At 66.5% G+C, this 14,942-nt stretch carries 14 protein-coding genes and 1 tRNA gene; 9 read left to right on the top strand and 6 right to left on the bottom strand.

Features of this window, described 5'->3' with window-relative positions; genetic code table 11:
- Nucleotides 1-4: 4 nt before the first annotated feature.
- From RPB_RS00585 to RPB_RS00560, 6 genes are all read left to right on the top strand, one after another.
- Entirely contained in the window at nucleotides 5-1,393 is a 1,389-nt protein-coding gene (locus RPB_RS00585; protein ID WP_011439018.1) for a cytochrome P450, read from the top strand.
- A 47-nt stretch (nucleotides 1,394-1,440) separates the two neighbouring features.
- A complete protein-coding gene (locus RPB_RS00580) occupies nucleotides 1,441-2,850 on the top strand; it encodes an adenylate/guanylate cyclase domain-containing protein (protein WP_041798473.1) in 1,410 nt (469 codons plus the stop codon).
- Between the two features lie 122 nt (nucleotides 2,851-2,972).
- Entirely contained in the window at nucleotides 2,973-3,452 is a 480-nt protein-coding gene (locus tag RPB_RS00575; protein WP_011439016.1) for a TerB family tellurite resistance protein, read from the top strand.
- A 262-nt stretch (nucleotides 3,453-3,714) separates the two neighbouring features.
- A complete protein-coding gene (locus RPB_RS00570; RefSeq protein WP_011439015.1) occupies nucleotides 3,715-4,494 on the top strand; it encodes an SDR family NAD(P)-dependent oxidoreductase in 780 nt (259 codons plus the stop codon).
- 132 nt (nucleotides 4,495-4,626) lie between these two features.
- The gene (locus RPB_RS00565; RefSeq protein ID WP_011439014.1) at nucleotides 4,627-5,430 is read left to right on the top strand and encodes a glutamine amidotransferase; all 804 of its coding nucleotides are present in this window, start codon (nucleotides 4,627-4,629) and stop codon (nucleotides 5,428-5,430) included.
- 153 nt (nucleotides 5,431-5,583) lie between these two features.
- Complete coding sequence (locus tag RPB_RS00560) at nucleotides 5,584-6,396, top strand: enoyl-CoA hydratase (RefSeq protein WP_041798472.1); 813 nt, start codon at nucleotides 5,584-5,586, stop codon at nucleotides 6,394-6,396.
- Nucleotides 6,397-6,681: 285 nt separating this feature from the next.
- Here RPB_RS00560 and RPB_RS00555 read toward each other — a convergent pair.
- A tRNA-Ala gene (locus tag RPB_RS00555) sits at nucleotides 6,682-6,757 on the bottom strand.
- Nucleotides 6,758-6,952: 195 nt separating this feature from the next.
- Here RPB_RS00555 and RPB_RS00550 point away from each other — a divergent pair.
- The 3 genes from RPB_RS00550 (at nucleotide 6,953) to folD (ending at nucleotide 8,584) form a co-directional block, all read left to right on the top strand.
- The gene (locus RPB_RS00550) at nucleotides 6,953-7,243 is read left to right on the top strand and encodes a YggT family protein (protein ID WP_041797830.1); all 291 of its coding nucleotides are present in this window, start codon (nucleotides 6,953-6,955) and stop codon (nucleotides 7,241-7,243) included.
- 28 nt (nucleotides 7,244-7,271) lie between these two features.
- Nucleotides 7,272-7,598 carry a DUF167 domain-containing protein gene (locus RPB_RS00545; protein WP_011439011.1) on the top strand — a complete coding sequence of 109 codons (327 nt, stop codon included), beginning with the start codon at nucleotides 7,272-7,274 and terminating at the stop codon, nucleotides 7,596-7,598.
- 98 nt (nucleotides 7,599-7,696) lie between these two features.
- The gene (gene folD / locus RPB_RS00540; RefSeq protein WP_011439010.1) at nucleotides 7,697-8,584 is read left to right on the top strand and encodes a bifunctional methylenetetrahydrofolate dehydrogenase/methenyltetrahydrofolate cyclohydrolase FolD; all 888 of its coding nucleotides are present in this window, start codon (nucleotides 7,697-7,699) and stop codon (nucleotides 8,582-8,584) included.
- A 174-nt stretch (nucleotides 8,585-8,758) separates the two neighbouring features.
- Here folD and RPB_RS00535 read toward each other — a convergent pair whose 3' ends face one another.
- The 5 genes from RPB_RS00535 to typA all read right to left on the bottom strand — a co-directional run bounded on the left by RPB_RS00535 (nucleotide 8,759) and on the right by typA (nucleotide 14,793).
- Nucleotides 8,759-10,240: a M20 family peptidase gene (locus RPB_RS00535; protein WP_011439009.1), complete on the bottom strand. Its 1,482-nt coding sequence runs from the start codon at nucleotides 10,238-10,240 to the stop codon at nucleotides 8,759-8,761.
- 35 nt (nucleotides 10,241-10,275) lie between these two features.
- Nucleotides 10,276-10,812 carry an inorganic diphosphatase gene (gene ppa / locus RPB_RS00530; protein ID WP_011439008.1) on the bottom strand — a complete coding sequence of 179 codons (537 nt, stop codon included), beginning with the start codon at nucleotides 10,810-10,812 and terminating at the stop codon, nucleotides 10,276-10,278.
- 75 nt (nucleotides 10,813-10,887) lie between these two features.
- Nucleotides 10,888-11,397 carry a GNAT family N-acetyltransferase gene (locus RPB_RS00525; protein WP_041797827.1) on the bottom strand — a complete coding sequence of 170 codons (510 nt, stop codon included), beginning with the start codon at nucleotides 11,395-11,397 and terminating at the stop codon, nucleotides 10,888-10,890.
- Nucleotides 11,398-11,571: 174 nt separating this feature from the next.
- Complete coding sequence (locus RPB_RS00520; RefSeq protein WP_011439006.1) at nucleotides 11,572-12,840, bottom strand: flavin monoamine oxidase family protein; 1,269 nt, start codon at nucleotides 12,838-12,840, stop codon at nucleotides 11,572-11,574.
- A gap of 129 nt (nucleotides 12,841-12,969) precedes the next feature.
- Complete coding sequence (typA, locus tag RPB_RS00515) at nucleotides 12,970-14,793, bottom strand: translational GTPase TypA (RefSeq protein WP_011439005.1); 1,824 nt, start codon at nucleotides 14,791-14,793, stop codon at nucleotides 12,970-12,972.
- Between the last annotated feature and the right edge of the window lie 149 nt (nucleotides 14,794-14,942).

Below are 14,942 nucleotides of genomic sequence, written 5' to 3'. Positions count from 1 at the left end.
CCCTGTGAGCATCGCCGAAGTCTACGCTGTCGCTGATCGTCCTGCGCCGCTGGTGCCGCCGACGCCGCCACGCGCGCCGGAAAATATCTCGGCGCTCGGCCGGCTCGCGGCGATCCGCCGCAATGCGATCGCGAGCTGGGGCGCGCGAGCCTATCAGGACGACATCGTCAAGGGCAGGTTCTTCACTCACGCCAGCTACATCCTCAATACGCCCGATGCGATCCGGCATGTGCTGGTCGACAACGACGAGAACTACACCCGCACCGCGACGGGCATCCGCGTGCTGCAGCCGATGCTCGGCGAAGGCCTGCTGCTGGCGCAGGGCCGCGTCTGGAAGCATCAGCGCCGCACGCTGGCGCCGGCGTTCACGCCGCGCGCCGTCGGCACGCTGGTGCCGCATATGATCTCGGCCACCGAGGAGACCGTCGCCGAACTGCGCGACAGCGCCGGCGCGCCGGTCGACCTGCGCGAGAAGATGCAGCATCTGGCGCTGGAGATCGCCGGGCGGACGATGTTCTCGTTCGAGATGGGCAGCCACGGCAAGGCGCTGCGTGATTTCGTCATCGAGTACGGCACCAGACTCGCGAGCCCGCGATTTCTCGATCTGCTGCTGCCGCTCGGTTGGCCGACGCCGCAGGATATTTCCCGCGCGTTCTTTCGCCGGCGCTGGACCAAATTCGTCGGCGAACTGATCGCCGCCCGCCGCGCCGCCGGCAAGGGCGAAGGCGCGCCGCCGCGCGATCTGTTCGACCTGATGGTCGCGGCGCGCGATCCCGAGACCGGCGAGGCGTTCTCCGATGATCAGCTCGGCGATCAGGTCGCGACGATGATTCTCGCCGGCCACGAGACCACCGCGACCGCGTTGTTTTGGGCTTTGTATCTGCTGGCGCTCGATCCGCGCACCCAGGACGACCTCGCGGACGAAGTCCGCGCCGCCGGCAGCGGCGAAACGCCTGCGCTCGACCGGCTGCCCTTCACCCGCGCGGTGCTCGACGAAACGTTGCGGCTGTATCCGCCGGCGTTCCTGATCGCGCGCGAGGCCGCCGGCCCCGACACCGTCGCCGGCCACGCCATCCACCGCCACGACGTGTTGCTGATCGCGCCGTGGCTGCTGCACCGGCACGAGAAGCTGTGGGACAATCCCTCCGCCTTCATGCCGTCGCGCTTCCTGCCGGGCGCGCCGCCGCCGGATCGCTTCGCCTATCTGCCGTTCGGCGTCGGCCCGCGGATCTGCATCGGTGCGCATTTTGCGCTGGTCGAGGCGACGCTGGCGCTGGCCCGGGTCGTCGGCGCGTTCCGGATCGAACTGATCGACGCCGCGCCGGTGATGCCGATCGGCATCGTCACCACCCAGCCGGACCGCTCGCCGATGTTCAGGCTCACGCGCCGGTGATCAAGGCTTCATTTGGCTGAAATCGAGACGTGACCTAAATGAAGGCCATGACCGACGTTCGACCTCTCTACACCGTGCTGCGGCAGACCACCGAGGCCCCCGTCGTCGACGCCATCGCGCATCTGATCGCCGATGGCGCCGACAGCGAGCTCAACCGCATCAACGTGCTGGAATTCGCGACGCGCACCGGCCTCGACGAGGAGAAGGTGATCTCCGGCTTTCTGCATGCGGCCCAGCTCGGTCTGTTCGACATGAGCTGGAACGTGTTGTGCCCGGGCTGCAGCGGCGTGCTCGACAGCCATCCGTCGCTGAAGGCGCTGAGGCACGACGAATACACCTGCGCGCTGTGTGCGAAAGCCTATGAGGCGTCGGTCGACGATCAGGTCGAGGCCGCCTTCACCGTCAGTCCGGGCATCCGCCGGATCGGCGCGCACGATCCCGACAGCCTGCCGCTATGGGACTACACCCGGCAGATGTTCTGGAGCTCCGGCATCGAGCTCGACGAGGATGTGCTGGCGCGGCTGTCCGATCAGGACACGCTGGGCGCCGCGGCGCTGCAGCCCGGCGAGACCGCCGAGCTGTCGATCGCTCTGCCGAGCGAGTTCATCATCGTCTTCGAGCCGGTGACGCATTCGGCGCAGTTCATCGACGTCGCCGGGGAGCCGACCGACGAAGTGCAATCGCTGGCGCTGAGCTTCGAGCGCCAGCACCCGCTGACGCCGACATTGTCGCTGCGGCCGGGGCCGCTGAAACTGTCGCTGACCAACCATGCGGACAAGCGGGTGATACCCGCGGTCTGGGTCGCCGCAGACGCGCTGCATACGCTGCTCGGCAAGCGCAAGCCGATCCTCACCGCGAAGCGGATGCTGACCAATCAGACCTTCCGCGACGTCTTCAAGGCCGACAACCTCAGTCCCGACCAGCGGCTGAAGATCACCTCGCTGACCTTCCTGTTCACCGATCTCAAGGGCTCCACGGCGCTGTATCAGCGCGTCGGCGACCTCAAAGCGTTCGATCTGGTGCGGGCGCATTTCCGCGCGCTGCTCGAGATCATCGCCGCCGAAAAGGGCGCGGTGGTGAAGACCATCGGCGACGCGGTGATGGCGACCTTCAACCGCCCCGAGGACGCGCTCGCCGCCGCGCTGCGGATGCGCGAGGCGATGGATGCGCTCAACGAGGAACGCGGCACCCGGGATCTGGTGGTGAAGATCGGCATTCACGAAGGCCCGTGCCTTGCGGTGATGCTGAACGAGCGGCAGGATTATTTCGGCCAGACCGTCAACATCGCGGCGCGCGTTCTCGGCCTCGCCACCACCCAGGCGATTCATCTCACCGGGGCGGTAATCGATACGCCGGCGGTCACCGCGATGCTCGATCGCGAGGCGATCGCGCCGATCGAAAAGCACGCCGCGCTGCGCGGCATTGCCGACAAGGTGCTGGTCTATGAAATTCCTTAACGCATTGGCGACATTGCCGAACCGTCATGAAGCCCGCCGGAACCCGGCCGGATTGCCAACGTTACGATTTCGCCTCATCAAGCGAGCCTGAGTTCGCCCCCTTCGCGAGAGTCCGAACGCCGATGCTGGATAAACTGCGCCAATTCATTTCCGACGTCGTCGCGCCGACCGCGCCGGACGAACTCACCCTCGACGACGGCGGCTACCGGCTGGCCGCCACGGCGTTGCTGATTCACGTCATCTCGCTCGACGGCGATCCCTCCGAGGTCGAACGCCGCAAATTGCAGGATCTGCTGGAGACCCGCTTCGAGCTCGATGCGGCGACCGCGAGCCGGCTGATCGCCTCGGCGACGCTGGTCGAGGGAGAGGCGGTCGATCTGTATAATTTCACCAGCGTCATCATGCGCTCGGTCAACGAGCAGGGCCGGCTGCGGATCATCGAGATGATGTGGGAGCTGGTGTTCGCCGACGGCCAGGTCACCGAGTTCGAGGAGAACGTGGTGTGGCGCGCGGCCGACCTGCTCGCGGTGTCGTCGCGCGACCGTATCAATCTCAAGCGCCAGGTCGCCGCACAGCAATCGGAAACCGACCCCGCGAACTAACCTGCGAAGCTCTGGCGAGAGGTGCGGGACATCGAACGGAGACCGCCGACCGCATGTCCGATCGGGACACCTCACGCGGCGGCAGCTGCGGCGTGACTGGGATGCGTCTGTTTTATGAAGCGCTTGGCGGCGGCCGTTGCGCGGTCGGAACCGGAGCCGCCAATGGCCTTGCACGCTGCTTGCATCTTGCATAAGGCCTAGTGATGATCCGCGGGCCATCCGGCCTCTCGATTCAAGTCTTTCAATTCATGAGTCTCTCATCGTGACTGAACGCGTGACGTTGATAACGGGGGCATCGGCTGGCATCGGCACGGAGCTGGCGCGCATTTTCGCGGCAAATGCTCACAGAGTGGCCTTGGTGGCGCGACGCGCCGACCGGCTCGAGGCGCTGGCTGCGGAAATCACGGCCAAGGGCGGCAAGGAACCGATCATCATCGTCTGCGATCTGGCGAAGCCCGAGGCGGTCGACGAGATCGTGGCCCGGCTGACTGCGGCCGGGGTCGAGGTCGAGTACCTCGTCAACAATGCCGGCTATGGCCTGTTCGGCCGCGCCGCGGAGATCGACCGCGAGGATCAGCTCGGCATCATCGACGTCAATATCCGCGCGCTGACCGACCTGTCGCTGCGCTTCGCCGACAGCGTCGCGAAACTGCGCGGCGGCATCCTCAACGTCGCGTCGATCGCCAGCTTCCTGCCGGGGCCCGGCATGGCGGTGTACTATGCCTCCAAGGCCTATGTGCTGTCGCTGAGCGAGGCGCTGCATCAGGAACTGGGCAAGAAGGGCGTCAGGGTCACGGCGATCTGTCCTGGGCCGGTGTCGACCGAATTCCAGTCGCGCGCGGGCTTCGAGCCCGGCTTCGATTCGGCGGTGCTCAACGTCTCGCCCGCCGAGGTCGCCCGCCAAGGTTATCAGGGGCTGATGAACAACAGGCGGCTGGTGTTGCCGGGCCTCGGCGTCAAGATCGTGCCGTTCCTGCTGCGATTCTTCCCGCGCGGCTTCATTCTGGCCGCGGTCGGCGGCTATCAGCAGCGGCAGCGCTGAAGCGCCCGCCGCGCACGGCCATCATTTGGCCCGGAGCTTGCTTTAGTAGCTGGCGACTGAGAAAACTCAATCCGTCGAGGCAATTGCACGACGGTGCGACGATCCTGATCGATTCGCCAGCTCCGAGACGCCATGCTCCTGCGACCGATTGACGATTTTTCCCGGGTGGCCTCGCCCGCGCTGCAGCCCGCCGGCCAGGCGGCGGACACGCGGCCGGTGCTGATGATCCTGCATCAGGAGACCTCGACGCCCGGCCGGGTCGGCAACGCGCTGCGCGCTTTGGGCCATCCGCTCGATATCCGCCGGCCGCGATTCGGCGCCGCCCTTCCGGAGACGCTCGATGGCCACGCCGGCGTGGTGGTGTTCGGCGGCCCGATGAGCGCCAATGATCCCGACGACTATATCCGCCGCGAGATCGACTGGATCGCCGTGCCGCTGCGGGAGAGGCGGCCGTTTCTCGGAATCTGCCTCGGCGCGCAGATGCTGGCGGCGCAGCTCGGCGCCCGCGTTTCGCCGCATCCGGAGGGCCGCGCCGAGATCGGCTATTACGACATTCGCCCGACCGCGGCCGGTCTGGCGATGTGCGCGCAATGGCCGCGGCAGGTGTATCACTGGCACTGCGAGGGCTTCGCTCTGCCGACCGGCGCCGAGTTGTTGGCCGAGGGCGGCGACTTCCCGGTGCAGGCGATCCGCGCCGGCAGTGCTTACGGGTTGCAGTTCCACCCCGATGTCACCTGCGCGATGCTGCATCGCTGGACCACCCGGGGCCATGAGCGACTGGAGCTGCCGGGCGCCCGGCCGCGCCGCGATCACTTCGCCGACCGCGCGCTGCACGACGCGGCCGAACGCGCCTGGCTGGCGGACTTCCTCGATCACTGGCTGACGCGAATGCCGGCCGCATTGCCGGCGCTGCCGCTGCGCGAAGCGGCCGAATAACGTCCCCGCGATTCACGGACTGGTTTCCATCCACCGGATGCGCTTGCTACTCTGCGGCGCAGGCGGCGCGGAAGCGCACTGCCGCAGCGAGAATGCCCGGGAAGGGCGTAACAAAAAGCAAAAAAGGGAGACACGCCGATGAGCACCCGGGACATCCTCTATCAGGACATCCTCTATGAGGTCGCCGACAGGATCGCGACGATCACGCTGAACCGGCCGGACCGGATGAATGCGTGGACGCCGGTGATGGAGCGCGAGGTGCGCGAGGCGATGGAAACAGCCGCAGAAGACGCCGAGGTCCGCGTCATCGTGCTGACCGGCGCCGGCCGCGGCTTCTGCGCCGGCGCCGACATGCAGGTGCTGCAGACCATCGATCCGTCCGATGTCCGCCGCGCCTCGAGCCTGCCGCCGTTCGACATGAACCGCCGGGCCGACTGGCAAACCCGCTACGCGTTCTATCCGGCGATTCCCAAGCCGATCATCGGCATGCTGAACGGCGCCACCGCCGGAATCGGGCTGGTGCACGCGCTGTATTGCGACGTCCGCTTTGCCGCCGACAGCGCGGTGTTCACCACCGCGTTCGCGCGGCGCGGGCTGATCGCCGAGCACGGCATTTCCTGGATGCTGCCGCGGATCGTCGGCCACGCCAATGCGCTCGACCTGTTGCTGTCGGCGCGGCGGGTCTCGGCCGAGGAGGCGCTGCGGATTGGTCTCGTCAACCGGCTGGTTCCGTCCGAGCAGCTCCGCGAGCAGACCTACGCCTACGCCCGCGATCTCGCCGACAATGTTTCGCCGGCGTCGATGCGGGTGATCAAGCGGCAGCTCTACGAGGTGCCGTTCCAGACGCTCGCCGAGGCGACCATCGAGGCCAATCGCGAGATGGTCGTCTCGCTCGGCAGCGACGATTTCAAGGAAGGCGTCGCCAGCTTCGTCGAGAAGCGCCCGCCGCAGTTCCGCAGCGTGTGAGGGCGATACGGCTACCACGCGTCATGCCCGGCCTTGTTGCCGGGCATCCACGCCTTGCGGCGGTCGCCTCGAACAAGACGTGGATGGCCGGGACAAGCCCGGCCATGACGGATTTGGGCGATCTTGTCGCCTCGCGAAGCAGTTTATCGAAGGTACTGATGCTGGGATTGTGTCGCGTCGCGGTGGCCGGTCTGCGGGCTGTCCGTCTTCGCCCTTCGGGCTACGCCGGACACGCTTCGCCTGCGGCTTGACGTGGCTGCGCCACGCGAAGCCGCAGGCGAAGCGTGGTGGAGCCAGGCGGGATCGAACCGCCGACCTCGTCATTGCGAACGACGCGCTCTCCCAGCTGAGCTATGGCCCCTCCGCGGCCGGCAGGCATTGTCATGCGCCGGTCAGCGAACGCCGCCATTTACAGTGCCTGATCCGGCCAAGTCAAGGACGTGCCGCGCCGACGGCATCGGGCTTTATTTGCCGGGAGTTCCCTTGTTTGCACGGGCCCGAACCGATATTTACGGGCCAGCCCTTCCGCGTTCGAACCCGCGAGATTTCCACCGCCATGCGCGCCATTCTCGACATCGTTCTCATCATTCTCGATCTGTACATCTGGCTGTTGATCGCCTCGGCGATCCTGTCCTGGCTGATCGCCTTCAACGTCGTGAACACGCGCAACCAGTTCGTCTCCGCAGTGTCGGAATTCCTGTACCGGATCACCGAGCCGCTGCTGGGCCCGATCCGCCGGATGCTGCCGTCGCTCGGCGGGCTGGATATTTCTCCGATCATCCTGATCCTGCTGATCATGTTCCTGCAGCGGGTGATCACCTATTACATCTACCCGTCGGTGTTCTGAGCCACAGATCGCCAGACCCGGAGTTTCCATGGCCGAGGCCTGGCGGTATTCTGCCCAGGGTGTCGCCGTCGCGGTGCGGGTCACGCCACGCGGCGATCGCGACGAGATTGATGGGCTGGAAACGTTGTCGGACGGCCGGCCCGTGGTGAAGCTGCGGGTTCGCGCCATCGCCGATGGCGGCGAGGCCAACCGGGCGGTGATCGAGCTGTTGGCCAAGGCGCTCGGCGTGCCGAAACGCAACGTCCGGCTGTTATCGGGGGCGACGTCGCGGCAGAAGCAGATAGCCATCGACGGCGATCCCAAGAGCCTCGGCGAGACGCTTCGTCAGCTCACGGCGGCGAAGCCGGCCGGGTAACGAACAGGGAGGCCCCGAGGGCTGCTCCGATCGCCTCTCCGTCCGGAGAGGCTTTTTGTTTTGCGATGCGCACGCATCATCCCAGGCGAGGGGACGACATGACTGCCACGATCATCGACGGAAAAATCATCTCGGCCGAGCTGCGCGCGCGGGTGGCCGCGGAGGTGACGCGAATCAAGGCCGATCACGGCATCACGCCGGGGCTCGCGGTGGTGCTGGTCGGCAGCGATCCGGCCTCCGAGGTCTATGTCCGCAGCAAGCACAAGCAGACCCAGGAGGCCGGCATGGCCTCGTTCGAGCACCGGCTGCCGGCCGATGTGCCGCAGGCCGAGCTGCTGGCGCTGATCGGCCAGCTCAATGCCGATCCGGCGGTGCACGGAATCCTGGTGCAGTTGCCGTTGCCGAAGGGGCTGGACAGCAATGCGGTGATCGATGCGATCGATCCTGCCAAGGACGTCGACGGCCTCAATCCGGTCAATGCCGGCCGGCTGGCCTCCGGGCTGTTCGCGCTGACGCCGTGCACGCCGCTCGGCTGCATCATCATGGCCAAGCAGGTGCATGCCTCGCTGGAAGGCATGAATGCCATCGTGATCGGCCGCTCCAATCTGGTCGGCAAGCCGCTGGTGCAATTGCTGCTCAACGAGAACGCCACCGTGACGATCGCGCATTCGCGCTCGCGCGATCTGCCGGCGCTGTGCCGGCAGGCCGATCTCGTGTTCGCCGCGGTCGGCAGGCCCGAGATGGTGAAAGGCGACTGGATCAAGCCGGGCGCGACCGTGATCGATGTCGGCATCAACCGCACGCCGTCGCCGGACGGCGGCAAGGACAAGCTCGTTGGTGACGTCGCCTTTGCCGAAGCCAAGGACATCGCCGGCGCCATCACCCCGGTGCCGGGCGGCGTCGGCCTGATGACGGTGGCGTGCCTCCTGGTCAACACCGTCCGCGCCGCCAGCGCGATTCACGGCTTGCCGAAGCCGGCCGTCTAACCCATCCAGCGTCGTCATGCTGAGGTGCGCGCCGGCTTCGGCGCGCCTCGAAGCATGCGGACACGAGTGCCAGCTGCCGGTACGCGTGCCCCATCCTTCGAGGCCGCCGCTTTGCGGCGACACCTCAGGATGACGGCGTATTCGTCGAGAGGTTTCTGCGGGAACCAGACCGCCTCAGCCGGCGGTGTTCTGGATCAGCCGCACATAGAACCGGATCATGTCGGCGTAGTTGGCGATGCTGATGCGCTCGTTGGTGCCGTGGAAGCGCTTGAGGTCCTCGGACGTGGCGCGGACCGGCGAGAACCGGAAGATATTGTCGGCGACGCCGGCATAGTGCCGCGAGTCGGTGGCGGCGATCATCAGGCCGGGCGCCACAACCACGTCCGGAAAGATTTCGCGGATGGTGCGGTTGAGGGCCTCGTAGGAAGCGCTCGCGGTGCCGGTCACCGGCGGCGGATCGAAATTGCCCTCCGATCCGGCGATCGCGATCCGGTCGTTGGCGACGGTCTTGCGGACATGGTCGGTGATGCCGGCCTGGGTGTCGCCCGGCAGCAGCCGGAAATTGACGCTGGCCTCCGCAATGCCGGGCAGCACGTTGTCCTTGTCGCCGGCGTTGAACACGGTCAGCGCGGTGGTGGTGCGGACCATCGCCTCGGTGGTGCCGCTCTTGGCGAATTCGCGTAGCAACAGCGGCTTGAACAGCCACAGGTTCGACAGCACGACGCGATTGAAGCCGCGCATTTCCGGCGCCAGCGTGTCGAACATGTCGGCGACCGAGCCGCGCACCCGCATCGGCAGGCGGTTGTCTTCGAGATGCGTCAGCGCCGCCGCGAGCATTCCGATCGCGGTGTCGCGCGGCGGCATCGAGGAATGGCCTGGCGTGCCGCGTGCGGTCAGCACCAGCGTGGCGTAGCCCTTTTCCGAGACGCCGATCAGCGCTGCCGGCCGGTCGAGGCCCTTCATGATGCCGTCGGTGATCAGCAGGCCCTCGTCGAGCACGAAGTCGAGCCGGACTTTTCGCGCGGCGAGCAGGTCGGCGATCTGCCTGGCGCCGCGCAGGCCGGAGACTTCTTCGTCGTGGCCGAAGGCGAAATAGATCGTGCGTTTCGGCCGGAAGCCCTGCTTCGCCATCGCCTCGACGGCTTCCAGCATGGCGTAGAGATTGCCCTTGTCGTCCCACGAGCCGCGGCCCCAGACGAAGCCGTCGGCGATCACGCCATCGAATGGCTTGTGCTGCCAGTCCTGTTCGGTCTTCGGCGCGATCGGCACCACGTCCTGATGGGCCAGCAGCGCGATCGGCCGGGCCTGGGGGTCGGTGCCCTGCCACGTGTAGAGCAGGCTCTTGCCGTTGACGACTTCGCGGGTCGCGGCGGCATGAAACGCCGGGAAGCTCGCCACGATATGCGCCTGCAGGCCGCGCAGCGCCTCGGCGTCCTGCTCCGGGTTGAGGAAGTTGGAGATGGTCGGGAAGCGGATCGCTTCGGCGAGCCGCCGCGCGGCGCCGTCCTCGTCCACCGCCACCGGCGCAACGGCAGCGACGTCGATCTGCCGCGAGGGCTGACGAAACGTATTGTAGGTCAGCGCTACGGCCAGGCCGGCGATCGCGATCACCGCGACCACCACGATATTGCGGATCCATCTCAGCAGCCGGCGCATCGCAGTCCCCTTTGAGGCCGCGGGCCAGCCGCGGCTTATTTCTTTGCGGCCTTGGCCCGCTCGATGCCTTCGACGATCAGCTTGTGCGCATCCTCGGCGCCCCCCCAGCGCAGGATCTTCACCCATTTGCCGGGTTCGAGATCCTTGTAGTGCTCGAAGAAGTGCTGGATCTGCTGCAGCGTGATTTCGGGCAGGTCGGAATAGGTCTTGATGCGGTCGTAGCGCTGAGTCAGCTTCGACGACGGCACCGCGATGATCTTCTCGTCGTGGCCGGCCTCGTCGCTCATGAACAGCACGCCGACCGGCCGCACGCTCATCATCGCGCCCGGCACGATGCCGCGGGTGTTGGCGACCAGCACGTCGCAGGGGTCGCCGTCGTCGGACAGCGTATGCGGAATGAAGCCGTAATTCCCGGGATAGCGCATGGCGGTATAAAGAAACCGATCGACCACCAGCGTGCCGGCGTCCTTGTCCATCTCGTATTTGATCGGCTCGCCGCCGACCGGAACCTCGATGATCACGTTGACATCGTGGGGTGGGTTGATGCCGACGGGAATTGCGTCAATGCGCATCGAGAACTCCGGGGTAAAGAATGACGGGGACGTCCCGAATAGCCCGAGCCTGCGCCGTTCGCCAGCGCAAAAACGTCAGTTGCTCCAGGCGAAGGCGACCTTGTCGAGCGACTTCGGGCCGAACCGTTCCGAGGACCGCGCCACCATCCGGCCGCCGAGCGCACGATAGAACTCGGTCGCCGCCTCGTTGTCCGACAGCGCCCAGATCACCATGCTTTTCAGGCCGCTTTGCGCCAGATCACGACGCGCCGCAGCGAACAGCCGCCGGCCGAAGCCGAGCCCCTGGAACTCGGGGCGCAGATACAGCTCGTAGATTTCGCCGTCGAAATGCAGGCTGCGGGCGCGGTTGCGGCCGTAATTGGCGTAGCCGGCGACCTTGTCACCGAAGCACAGAACGCTGACCCGGCTGCCTTTGCGGATCGCCGAGTCCCACCAGTTCGGGCCGCGACGGTTGATCAGCTTTTCCAGCTCGGCACCGGGGATGATGCCCTGATAGGCAGACCGCCAGGCTTCGTCATGGGTGCCGGCGACCGCGGAAGCATCCGCAGCCCTGGCCGGCCGAACCTCGATCAGCGTTGTGCTCATGCGACTGATCAAAGCAAGTCGCGGGCGCGGCATCAAGGTCCAACGTTAATTATCGGTTAACATGTGGATTTTCTGCATCACCGCGGACAGGATTGTGCCGGAATCGGACAGGGTGGGCGGAAGCGGCGATGGCGATCCCTTCTGCACCGCAGCGCTGAACGGATCCCCGGGCGATCACACAAGCTTCGCCACCGCTACTACGCGTCGCGCCATCACCTCTCTGGCGGCCCGCTCGCCACTATCTCTTGCGCCGTGGGCGGTGGAGAAGAAGTGCGGGGAGGTGGCTTCACCGGCGAAGAACAGGCGGTCGTCGACCGGCGCGGCCAGGATGGCGCGGGCGCCGGCGTGGCCGGGCAAGGCGTGCGAGTAGGAGCCGCGCGTGAACGGGTCGCGCGACCAGCGCGATTCCGCCAGCGGCGTGAGCTTGCGGCGAATGTCGTTGCCGAGCAGGTCGGCGATCTCGTCGATGCTCTGTGCCGCGAACGCGCCGTCGCCGGCGTCTTCCAGCTCACGCGCGAAGCGACCGCCGAAGAATCCTTCGATGCAGTCCAGGCCGAACGGCCGCAGATGATAGCTCCCCATCGCCGCCCGCATCGTGGCGCCGCGCAGATTGCCGTCTGCGGGAAAGCCGTTCGGGTCGGACAGCTTCAGCATCACCTTGTCGTCGGCGCCGAGCGGCAATCCGCGCGCGGCTTCGACCTTGTCGGGAAGCTCGGGCACAAACCGGATCGCCCCGTCGGCGATCAGGTTGGTCGGCACGGTGATAATCACTTTGTCCGCGGTGAGCGGGCCTTGCGATGTTTCGATCTTCAGTTGCAGGCCGGAGTGATCGACCACGCTGACCGGGCAATTCAGCGCCACCGGACACGGCGCGCCATAGGCGGCGATCAGCGCGCCGTAGCCGGCGCGAATCCGCCAGTTGACCCCGGTGTCGCGATAGGCCTCGACGTCGTGGATCGAGATGCGGTCGAGTTCGGCGCCGTTGACGTAGGTCGACACCGCGTCGATCATCGGATTCCAGCGGTTGCCGGGCTCGAGCAGGGTTGCGGCGGCCGCATCGGTCTTGCGCTTGGCGGCGCGCCAGACGCGCTCGTAGAAGGCGTCGAGCGCCTTGCCGAAGGCGGCGCGCTGGCGTGGCGGAAACACGTCGCCGAAGCTTCGCTCGCTCCACGGCGGGTGGGTAGTGTCGATCGCGATGCCGAGTTGCCCGGCGATGCCGACGAAGCAGTTCTCGTCGGCCGAATGCAGCCAGCCGCAGCCGACGTCGAAGGCGATCTCGGGCGTCACCATCCTTGTAAAGGCGCGGCCGCCCACCCGGTCGCGCGCCTCCAGCACGATCACCGACAGGCCGGAATTCTCCAGCGTTCGGGCGGCGCCGAGGCCGGCCGCGCCCGCGCCGATGATGGCGATATCGACGGAGGAGGGGAAGCGTTGCTGAGACATGGTTCAGCGCTCTTACCACGCCGATGACGGCGCTACGATGTCACGATTGGATGTGACAGAGCGTGCCCGAAACGACAATGCCCGGCGCGAGGCTGGGCATTGTGCAATTCAGGACGATCCAGTGGTGGATCAGGCGACCGCCTGCTTCGACTTCTCGGCGCGCTTGCGCTCGTTGGCGTCGAGATGGCGCTTGCGCAGGCGGATCGATTTCGGCGTGATCTCGACCAGCTCGTCTTCCTCGATATAGGCCAGCGCCTTTTCCAGCGTCATCCGGATCGGCGGGGTGAGGCGGACCGCCTCGTCCTTCGAGGTGGTGCGGATGTTGGTGAGCTGCTTGCCCTTGAGCACGTTGATCTCGAGATCGTTGTCGCGGGTGTGCTCGCCGACGATCATGCCCTTGTAGACCTTCCAGCCGGGCTCGATCATCATCGGGCCGCGGTCTTCCAGCTTGAACATCGCGTAGGCGACCGCCTCGCCCTGATCGTTGGAGATCAGCACGCCGTTGCGGCGGCCCTGGATCTCGCCGCGATACGGCAGGTAGTTGTGGAACAGCCGGTTCATGATCGCCGTGCCCTTGGTGTCGGTCATCAGTTCGCCCTGATAGCCGATCAGGCCGCGGGTCGGCGCGTAGAACACCAGCCGCAGACGATTGCCGCCGGACGGGCGCATCTCGATCATCTCGGCCTTGCGCTCGCTCATCTTCTGCACGACGACGCCGGAGAATTCCTCGTCGACGTCGACCACGACTTCCTCGATCGGCTCTAGCAATTGGCCGTCTTCGTCGCGGGTCAGGACGACGCGCGGACGCGACACGCTGAGTTCGAAACCCTCGCGGCGCATGTTCTCGATCAGGATCGCGAGCTGCAATTCGCCGCGGCCCGACACTTCCATCGCGTCCTTGTCGGCGGCCTCGACGACGCGCAGCGCGACGTTGCCTTCGGCTTCGCGCAGCAGGCGGTCGCGGATCAGGCGGCTGGTGACCTTGTCGCCTTCGGTGCCGGCGAGCGGCGAGTTGTTGACGATGAACGACATCGACACGGTCGGCGGATCGATCGGCTGGGCCTGGATCGGGGTGTCGACCGACGGGTCGCAGAAGGTGTCGGCGACGGTGCCCTTGGTGAGGCCCGCGATGGCGACGATGTCGCCGGCTTCGGCGATGTCGAGCGGCACGCGCTCGAGGCCGCGGAAAGCGAGGATCTTGGTGATGCGGCCGGTCTCGACCAGCTTGCCGTCACGCGACAGCACCTTGACGCTCTGGTTCGGCTTGACCGAGCCCGACGCGATCCGGCCGGTGATGATGCGGCCGAGATAGGGGTTGGCTTCGAGGATGGTGCCGAGCAGACGGAACGGGCCTTCTTCCACCGCCGGCGGCGGGACGTGCTTGAGCACGAGTTCGAACAGCGGCCGCATGCCGTCCTCGTGGCTGCCGTCGGGCTTGTCCGACATCCAGCCGTTCTTGCCCGAGCCGTACAGGATCGGGAAGTCGAGCTGATCGTCGGTGGCGTCCAGTGCGGCGAACAGGTCGAAGACTTCGTTGACGACTTCGGTGACGCGGGCGTCGGAGCGGTCGACCTTGTTGATCGCGACGATCGGCTTGAGGCCGAGCTTCAGCGCCTTGCCGACCACGAATTTGGTCTGCGGCATCGGGCCTTCGGCGGCGTCGACCAGCACGATCACGCCGTCGACCATCGACAGGATGCGTTCGACCTCGCCGCCGAAATCGGCGTGGCCGGGGGTGTCGACGATATTGATGTGCGTGTCGTCCCACACCACCGAGGTGCACTTGGCCAGAATGGTGATGCCGCGCTCGCGCTCGAGATCGTTGGAGTCCATCGCCCGTTCGACCTGGCGCTGGTTGTCGCGATAGGTGCCGGACTGCTGCAGCAGCTTGTCGACGAGGGTGGTCTTGCCGTGGTCGACGTGTGCGATAATGGCGATGTTACGAAGGGTCATGGGTTCTCTGTCGGGTCCTGCGGGCCGGGTGCCGGTTCAGCGCGATCGCAGACAAGCCACGGAGGGCGCCTTCATGGCGCGCCGCAATCTGCCTGTGCCTGAAACGCGCGGGGCAATTCCAAAAAACAGGCCCGGCCGAATGAGGGCCG

Source organism: Rhodopseudomonas palustris HaA2 (assembly GCF_000013365.1).
Lineage (GTDB): Bacteria > Pseudomonadota > Alphaproteobacteria > Rhizobiales > Xanthobacteraceae > Rhodopseudomonas > Rhodopseudomonas palustris_J.
Note: the sequence above shows the minus strand (reverse complement) of the source record. Positions and strands in the feature narration are given on the sequence as shown.